The sequence below is a fragment of the bacterium genome (assembly GCA_027622355.1).
Lineage (GTDB): Bacteria > UBA8248 > UBA8248 > UBA8248 > UBA8248 > JAQBZT01.
The window spans coordinates 1-7,124 of record JAQBZT010000157.1; the positions used below are offsets into that span (position 1 = coordinate 1).

7 protein-coding genes and 1 tRNA gene are annotated in these 7,124 nt (G+C 64.4%); all 8 read left to right on the forward strand.

All coding sequences use genetic code 11. From position 1 onward, the window contains the following. Positions 1 to 13: 13 nt before the first annotated feature. Positions 14 to 1,729: a proline--tRNA ligase gene (locus O2807_09830; GenBank protein ID MDA1000795.1), complete on the forward strand. Its 1,716-nt coding sequence runs from the start codon at positions 14 to 16 to the stop codon at positions 1,727 to 1,729. 121 nt (positions 1,730 to 1,850) lie between these two features. Then, positions 1,851 to 2,039 (forward strand): hypothetical protein, encoded by a 189-nt coding sequence (locus tag O2807_09835; GenBank protein MDA1000796.1) that lies wholly within the window; start codon positions 1,851 to 1,853, stop codon positions 2,037 to 2,039. Further along, on the forward strand, positions 2,036 to 2,194 hold the full coding sequence (locus tag O2807_09840) for a hypothetical protein (GenBank protein MDA1000797.1): 159 nt from the start codon (positions 2,036 to 2,038) through the stop codon (positions 2,192 to 2,194). The genes O2807_09835 and O2807_09840 overlap by 4 nt, the downstream gene beginning before the upstream one ends. A gap of 17 nt (positions 2,195 to 2,211) precedes the next feature. Beyond that, a tRNA-Met gene (locus tag O2807_09845) sits at positions 2,212 to 2,288 on the forward strand. A gap of 128 nt (positions 2,289 to 2,416) precedes the next feature. Then, positions 2,417 to 3,814: a tRNA lysidine(34) synthetase TilS gene (gene tilS / locus O2807_09850; GenBank protein MDA1000798.1), complete on the forward strand. Its 1,398-nt coding sequence runs from the start codon at positions 2,417 to 2,419 to the stop codon at positions 3,812 to 3,814. Positions 3,815 to 3,918: 104 nt separating this feature from the next. Next, positions 3,919 to 5,838 carry an ATP-dependent zinc metalloprotease FtsH gene (ftsH, locus tag O2807_09855; GenBank protein MDA1000799.1) on the forward strand — a complete coding sequence of 640 codons (1,920 nt, stop codon included), beginning with the start codon at positions 3,919 to 3,921 and terminating at the stop codon, positions 5,836 to 5,838. 139 nt (positions 5,839 to 5,977) lie between these two features. Continuing rightward, positions 5,978 to 6,694, forward strand: coding sequence for a pyridoxine 5'-phosphate synthase (locus O2807_09860; protein MDA1000800.1), 717 nt, complete (start codon positions 5,978 to 5,980; stop codon positions 6,692 to 6,694). A gap of 14 nt (positions 6,695 to 6,708) precedes the next feature. Continuing rightward, a partial coding sequence (locus O2807_09865) for a bifunctional ADP-dependent NAD(P)H-hydrate dehydratase/NAD(P)H-hydrate epimerase (protein ID MDA1000801.1) occupies positions 6,709 to 7,124 on the forward strand: 416 nt, incomplete at its 3' end.

The following is a 7,124-nucleotide window of genomic DNA, read 5'->3' on the forward strand; positions in this document are numbered from 1 at the left end:
CGAAGGATGAAGAATGAGATTTTCCCGGGCATTTCTCCCCACCCTCCGGGAGGCGCCGGCTGAAGCGGAGGTGATCAGCCACCAGCTCATGGTGCGGGCGAGCATGATCCGCAAGCTTGCCGCCGGGGTGTACAGCCTCCTTCCCCTCGGCCTCCGCGTCCAGCGGAAAGTCGAGCAACTTTGCCGCGAGGAGATGAACCGCGCCGGCGCGCAGGAGGTGTTTCTCCCGGCGCTCAACCCGGCGGAGCTCTGGATGAAGTCCGGCCGGTGGGACCTCTACGGCAAGGAACTGGTCCGCCTCAAGGATCGTCACGACCGCGAATTCTGCCTCGGCCCCACCCACGAGGAAGTGATCACCGACATCGTCAGCCACGAGGTGCGGAGCTACCGCGATCTTCCGCTGAATTTCTACCAGATACAGACCAAGTTCCGCGATGAGATCCGCCCGCGCTTCGGCGTGATCCGCGGCCGCGAGTTCACCATGAAGGACGGCTACAGCTTCGACCGCGACGAGGCGGGAGCGGAGGTCACTTACCAGGGGATGGTCGAGGCCTACAAGCGGTTTTTCCGCCGCTGCGGCCTTGCCTTCAGCGTGGTGGAGGCCGACAGCGGCGCCATCGGCGGAAGCTTCTCTCACGAGTTCATGGTGCTGGCCGACACCGGCGAGGACGCCATCACCGCCTGCGCTGCCTGCGGTTACTCCGCGAACGTGGAGAAGACGCCGGTGACGCTTCAGTTGCCCGAACAGCACGGCGGCAAGATGGAGAAGGTCCACACCCCCGGCGCACGGACGATCGAGGAGGTCGCTGCGTTCCTGGAGCTGTCCCCCTACCGGATGGCAAAGACCCTGCTCTATGTCGCCGACGGCCGCCCGGTGGCCGCCATGCTCCCCGGCGATCGGGAACTGAACGAGGTGAAACTCAAAAACGCCCTCGCTGCCGATCAGCTGTACCTGGCCGATGAGGAGACGGTGGAGAATCTCACCCACGCCGAAGTCGGCTTCGCCGGGCCGGTCGGGCTCAAGGGGGCCTACATCCTCGCCGACCCCTCCCTCAAGGGGGCGAGGGGGGTCGTCCTCGGGGCGAACGAAACGGATCACCACTACGTGGGAGCAGAAGAGGGCCGCGACTTCAAAGCGGATGCCTTCGCCGATCTGGCCGTGGCCCGCGAGGGGGATGGCTGCTCACGCTGCGGAGAGGCGCTCACCATCCGCCGCGGCATCGAGGTGGGGCACGTCTTCAAGATGGGGACAAAATACTCCGCGCCCTTGGGGGCGACCTATCTCGATGAGAGCGGCGAGACGCAGACAATCGTCATGGGCTGCTACGGCATCGGCATCGGCCGCACCGTCGCCGCCGCCATCGAGCAGAACCACGACGAGAACGGGATCATCTGGCCCGTGCCAATCGCCCCGTATCATGTGGACGTCATCTCTGCCAAGATGACCGATGCGCAGTGCATTGAGGAGAGTGAAAAACTCTACAAGGCGCTCGAATCGGAGGGGGTGGAGGTTTTGCTCGACGATCGGGACGAGCGGGCCGGGGTGAAGTTCAAGGACGCGGACCTCATCGGCATCCCCTACAAGGCGGTACTGGGCCCGCGGGGGCTCAAAGAGGGCAAGGTCGAGCTTCAGTCGCGGCGGACGGGCGAGGCGGAGTTCATCCCGCTGGGCGAGGCCGCCGGCGTGATACGGGGGCGCATCGAGAAAGAATCCAGCCTGCTGGCGTAGGGGTTTGCCCCTCCGGAGGGCGCGGGATTCTTTGAAAAACTTGACGATCCGAGAGCAACCCCCTTATATTTCCCTCCCGCCGGGAAAGATGGCTTTTCACCGGAGGGGGAAGGGATGGAAAATGGCTTACGCCGGGGTTCGCGAGTGTGCGGTGTGCGCCTGGCGCGCGGATTGCCGCCTCAAGTGGCGCAACGAGCCGATGGGCGCGCTGAGCTGCCCGGAATTTACCCTGGACCTGCGCCTCGCCCAACAGGCGGCGCAGAACCCCAAAGAGGGCGACGAGAGCGCCCGGAAGGAGACAGGTGAGTGATGCGCCGTGAAATCGAGATACTCTGTCTTCTCTTTGCCGGATACGTTTCCTTCATGGCGGGCCTGCGTCTGGATGACGTCGGCTTCAAGGCGTTTTTCTATATACTTTCGGCGATGTTCGTGCTGGCGATATTCCGGCCGAGAGAATCTCCTTGATTAAATGATGTTTCACTGGCGGTGTAGCTCAACCGGTTAGAGCACGCGGCTCATATCCGCGGTGTTGGGGGTTCGAGTCCCTCCACCGCCACCAAATTTCCGCTCCCGGCATCTCGATTCGGGATGGAGAGGATTCCCGGGCCGCGCCATGACGCCTTCGCTTCGGATTCGCCGTTTCGAAGAAAAAATCCGCAAGGAGTGTGCCGCATGCCGTCTCGATGAATGGGGCGCGCCACTTCTCGTCGGCTTCTCCGGCGGGGGAGACTCCACCGCGCTCCGCTGTCTGAAATTTTCCGCAAAAACCATCCGGGACAGCCGCTTCCCTATCTGGCCGTCCACGTTCATCACGGCCTGCGCGGCGCCCGCGGAGATCGCGATGCCGCGCACGCGGAGGCGTTCTGCAGGGAACATGAGATCCCCTTCCGCTGCCTCCGGGTGGAGGTGGACCCCGCTGCCGGGCCGGGGCTCGAGGCCGCCGCCCGCAAGGCGAGAAGGGAAGTTTGGGCCAAATTGGCGGCAGAGGCGCGCGCGCGCGCGATCGTGCTGGCGCACACCCGGGACGATCAGGCCGAAACCGTGCTGATGCGCCTGTTCGAGGGCAGCGGCATCCGCGGGCTCGCGGGGATGCGGCGGGCCGTGCCGCTGTCAGAGCCGCATCCGCCCGGCGCTTCCGCCTTCACCATCCTGCGGCCGATGCTCTCCCTTTCGCGGGAGGAGATTCGGGGCTACCTTCGCGCCCGGGGCGCGGAATGGGTGGAGGATGAAACGAACGCGGACGAGGGGCGGCTCCGCAATCTTTTGCGCAACCGGGTCATTCCCTCGCTGGAGGATGCGCTCGGGATGGATGTGCAGGAGCGCATCGTGGCGGCTGCGCATCATTTGAGCGGGGCGGCCGAGGTCCTCGATGCCGCCGCCCGGGCAGCCGCGGAAAAATACTTGGCCGACTCCGGCGGGGGGATCACTGTCTGCTCCCTGGACGAGGTTCGGGAGATGCCCCCGGCGCTGCGGACCGCCCTGTGGCGAATCGCGCTCGAGCGGGTGTGCGACCGCGCAGCGGGCGGCAAAAGGCGGCCCCTGGAGCGTCTCTGCGAGGGGGTGGATGGCCTCGTGATGGAAGGCGGGCCCTCGGCGTCGCTGGATCTGCCGGGGGGCGCCGTGGTGCGGCGCATCTACGATGAGCTGGTGTTCGGACCCTTCCCGCCCCCTGAATTTTTCTCGGGCGAGGAGGTTCCGCTTGCCTGTCCAGGCCGGACCTATCACGCGGGGCTCGGGGTGAGCGTGGAAGCCGAGCTGTTCTCGGGGGATGTCTCCGTGCTGCCGTCTGCGGCCGTCCTGCTGGACGCCGATCTCCTTCCGTCGCCCTGGGTGGTGCGGAACCGCCGGGAGGGAGACCGCTTCCGGCCGGAGGGGAAACGGAAACCCAGGAAACTCAAGGATTACTTCATCGAGGAGAAGATTCCCCGGGCCGAACGCGACGGCATTCCGCTGTTGGTGGCCGGCGGAGAGGTGGCCTGGGTCGTGGGGCACGGTATTTCGGAGAACTTCCGTTGCAGGGAGGGGACCCGTAACTATCTGCGGCTTTCCGTGCATTCCGCCCCGGCAGGCCGTACCCCCGCCTAGAACAGGGGTTTCGGCGGCCCCCCCCCTATCTGATAGACGCACCGGGGTTTTCTTGCTAGGTTGGGGGTGCGTTTTGCCTCGTCGCCATTACGAAAGGATTGGATTTGAATCAATTTTATAAAAACCTCGCTCTGTGGCTGGTCATCGGTTTGGTGATGGTGGGTCTTTTCCAGGCCTTCAACGGCGCCAGAACGCTCGATCGTACCGTCATTTACAGCGATTTCCTGCGTACGGTTGAAGACGGGCAAGTCAGCGAAGTGCTCATCCAGGGAGAGAACATCCGCGGCCGGTACGTGAGCGGAAAGATATTCCAGACCTACGCCCCCAAGGATGTCGCTCTCATCGAAACCCTCCGGAAAAAAGGCGTGCGCATCAGCGCCCAGCCGGTGGAGCAGAACTCCTGGTACATGAACCTGCTCCTGAGTTGGTTCCCGATGCTGGTGCTCCTCGGCGTATGGATTTTCTTCATGCGCCAGATGCAGGTCGGCGGCTCGAAGGCGCTTTCCTTCGGCAAGAGCAAGGCGCGCCTCGTCAACGAAGCAGCCAAGAAGAAGGTGACCTTCCGGGATGTGGCCGGCATCGAGGAGGCCAAGGAGGAGCTCGAGGAGATTGTTGACTTCCTGAAGGATCCGCAAAAGTTCACCCGGCTGGGCGCGCGCATTCCGAAGGGCGTCCTGCTCGTGGGTCCCCCCGGAACCGGAAAGACACTTCTGGCGAAAAGCATCGCCGGCGAGGCGGATGTTCCCTTCTTCTCGATCAGCGGCTCGGACTTCGTCGAGATGTTCGTCGGCGTCGGCGCCTCCCGGGTGCGCGATCTGTTCGAGCAGGGGAAGGCCAACGCGCCCTGCATCATCTTCATCGACGAGATCGATGCCGTGGGCAGGCACCGCGGGGCGGGCCTCGGAGGTGGGCACGATGAGCGCGAGCAAACCCTCAACCAGCTCCTCGTCGAGCTCGATGGGTTCGAATCCAACGATGGCGTCATCCTGATCGCCGCCACCAACCGGCCGGATGTGCTCGACCCTGCGCTCATGCGCCCGGGCCGCTTCGACCGGCAGGTGGTCGTGAGTCTTCCCGACATCAAAGGCCGGCTCGCGATACTGGAAGTGCATGCGAGAAATCTCACGCTCTCCGACGATGTGGAGCTTGAGGTCACCGCCCGCGGAACGCCGCGCTATGCGGGTGCCGATCTGGCCAATCTCCTGAACGAGGCGGCACTTCTGGCCGCTGGCCGGAACAAGCAATCCATCACCATGGTCGATCTGGCGGACGCCAAGGACAAGGTCATGATGGGCAAGGCGCGCCGGAGCATGGTGCTCAACGAGAAGGAAAAGCGGAACACGGCCTATCACGAGGCGGGCCATGCGCTGGTGTCGCTTCTCACCCCCGGCACCGATCCGGTCGAGAAGGTCACGATCATCCCCCGCGGCTTTTCGCTGGGGAGCACCTGGTCGCTTCCGGAGGAGGATCGCTACAGCGAGGACCGGATTTATCTTTTGACGCAGATCGACTGCCTGATGGGCGGACGCGCCGCCGAGATTCTCGTTTTCGACACCATGACGACCGGCGCCAAGATGGATATTCAGACGGCGACAGACCTCGCGCGGAAGATGGTCTGCGAATGGGGGATGAGCGACAATCTGGGGCCGCTGGCCTACGGCAAGAGACACGAGCAGATTTTCCTGGGCCGCGAACTCTCTCAGAGCCGCGACTACAGCGAGGAGGTGGCCATCGCCATCGACAACGAGGTGAAGGGCATCGTCGTCTCGGGCTACGAGCGGGCATGGAAGCTGCTGAGCGACAACCGCGACAAGCTGGACCTTCTGGCCCAGGCTCTGCTGGATTACGAGACCATCGACACCAAGGACATCAAGTCATTGATGGGCAGCGGCGAGATGCCCAAGCACCGCCAGGTGGTCCCGAAATCGCCGAAGGAAACTCCGGTACCCGCTTCCGGAGAAACGCGCACGCCCCCGAAGGGCTCGCGGACGCCGCCTCCCGATTTGGCGCCTGGCCCGGCCTAGCCGGCCGCACCTTTGGATTCGTTTTTCCGCGGCCGATACGCGGCTGGTTCGCCGCCGCGGGGTCGAACGGTTCTGCCATATCCCTGTATAATCCTCTCCGATTGGAACGAAGGACTTTCCGTGGAAGCAAGGGGAAATCATGCCCAAGCTGTGCGTCAACGTGGACCATGTGGCCACCATCCGCCAGGCGCGCCGGACCGATGAGCCCGATCCGGTGGCCGCTGCCCTGATCGCCGAGCGATCGGGAGCGGTGGGTATCACCGTCCACCTCCGGGAGGATCGGCGGCATATCCAGGATCGCGATCTGCGGATTCTGCGTCAGGTGGTGCGCGGAAAGCTGAATCTCGAGATGGCGGCCATCCCCGAAATGCAGGACATTGCGCTCGACATCGGTCCCGAACAGGCGACCCTCGTTCCCGAGCGGCGCGAGGAGATCACCACCGAGGGCGGACTCGACGCCGCCGGTCAGCTTGAAAGGCTCCGGGAGTTCATTTCGCCGCTTCGCGCGGACGGAATTTCCGTGAGCCTGTTCATCGATCCCGAACGGAAGCAAGTCGAAGCCGCGCGCGAGATCGGGGCGGACTACATCGAGCTCAACACCGGCGGCTACGCCGAGGCCGGGAGCAGACATGCCGCCGAAGAGCAGTTGAAGGCCCTCCGCGCGGCGGCGGAAACGGCGCATGGCCTGGGGCTGGGCGTGCATGCCGGCCACGGGCTGACCTACCTCAATGTCGAGCCGGTTGTCGGACTACCGTACCTCGAAGAACTGAATATCGGACACAGCATCGTGGCGCACGCTGTTTTTGTCGGTTTTGAGCAGGCGGTGCGAGAGATGGCCCGCCTGATCGGCGCCTAGGGAGCGACCTCGCCATGCCGAAACCCCTCGTCACTGCGGAGGAGATGGCGCGAATCGACGCCCGCGCAATCGAGGAGATGGGGATTCCGGCCGCCTGTCTGATGGAAACGGCGGGCGGACGGATCGCGGAGCGGATCTGGGAGCGCTACGGCAAGCCGGGGCTTCGGGTCGTGGTTCTGGCCGGGAAGGGGAACAACGGCGGCGATGGCTTCGTCCTATCGCGCTATCTTGCGAACCGTGGGGCCGAGGTCCGGGTCTTCGCGCTTTTCCCGCTCGAGGAGGCCGCCGGAGAGCCGAAGATTTTCCTGGAAATCCTCCAGAAGATGGGCGTTCCCGTCGAGGCGGTAAGCGATGCCGCGGGCATCGGGGGGATGATGGCGGTGATCGCCACCTCCGACCTGTTGGTGGATGCGATTCTGGGGACGGGCTT

Bases quoted from the DNA above. Each gene is read 5' to 3' on its own strand.
- O2807_09860 (MDA1000800.1), top strand. From the start codon at position 5,978: ATGCCCAAGCTGTGCGTCAACGTGGACCATGTGGCCACCATCCGCCAG.
- O2807_09835 (MDA1000796.1), top strand. From the start codon at position 1,851: ATGGCTTACGCCGGGGTTCGCGAGTGTGCGGTGTGCGCCTGGCGCGCG.
- O2807_09830 (MDA1000795.1), top strand. From the start codon at position 14: ATGAGATTTTCCCGGGCATTTCTCCCCACCCTCCGGGAGGCGCCGGCT.
- tilS (MDA1000798.1), top strand. From the start codon at position 2,417: ATGGGGCGCGCCACTTCTCGTCGGCTTCTCCGGCGGGGGAGACTCCAC.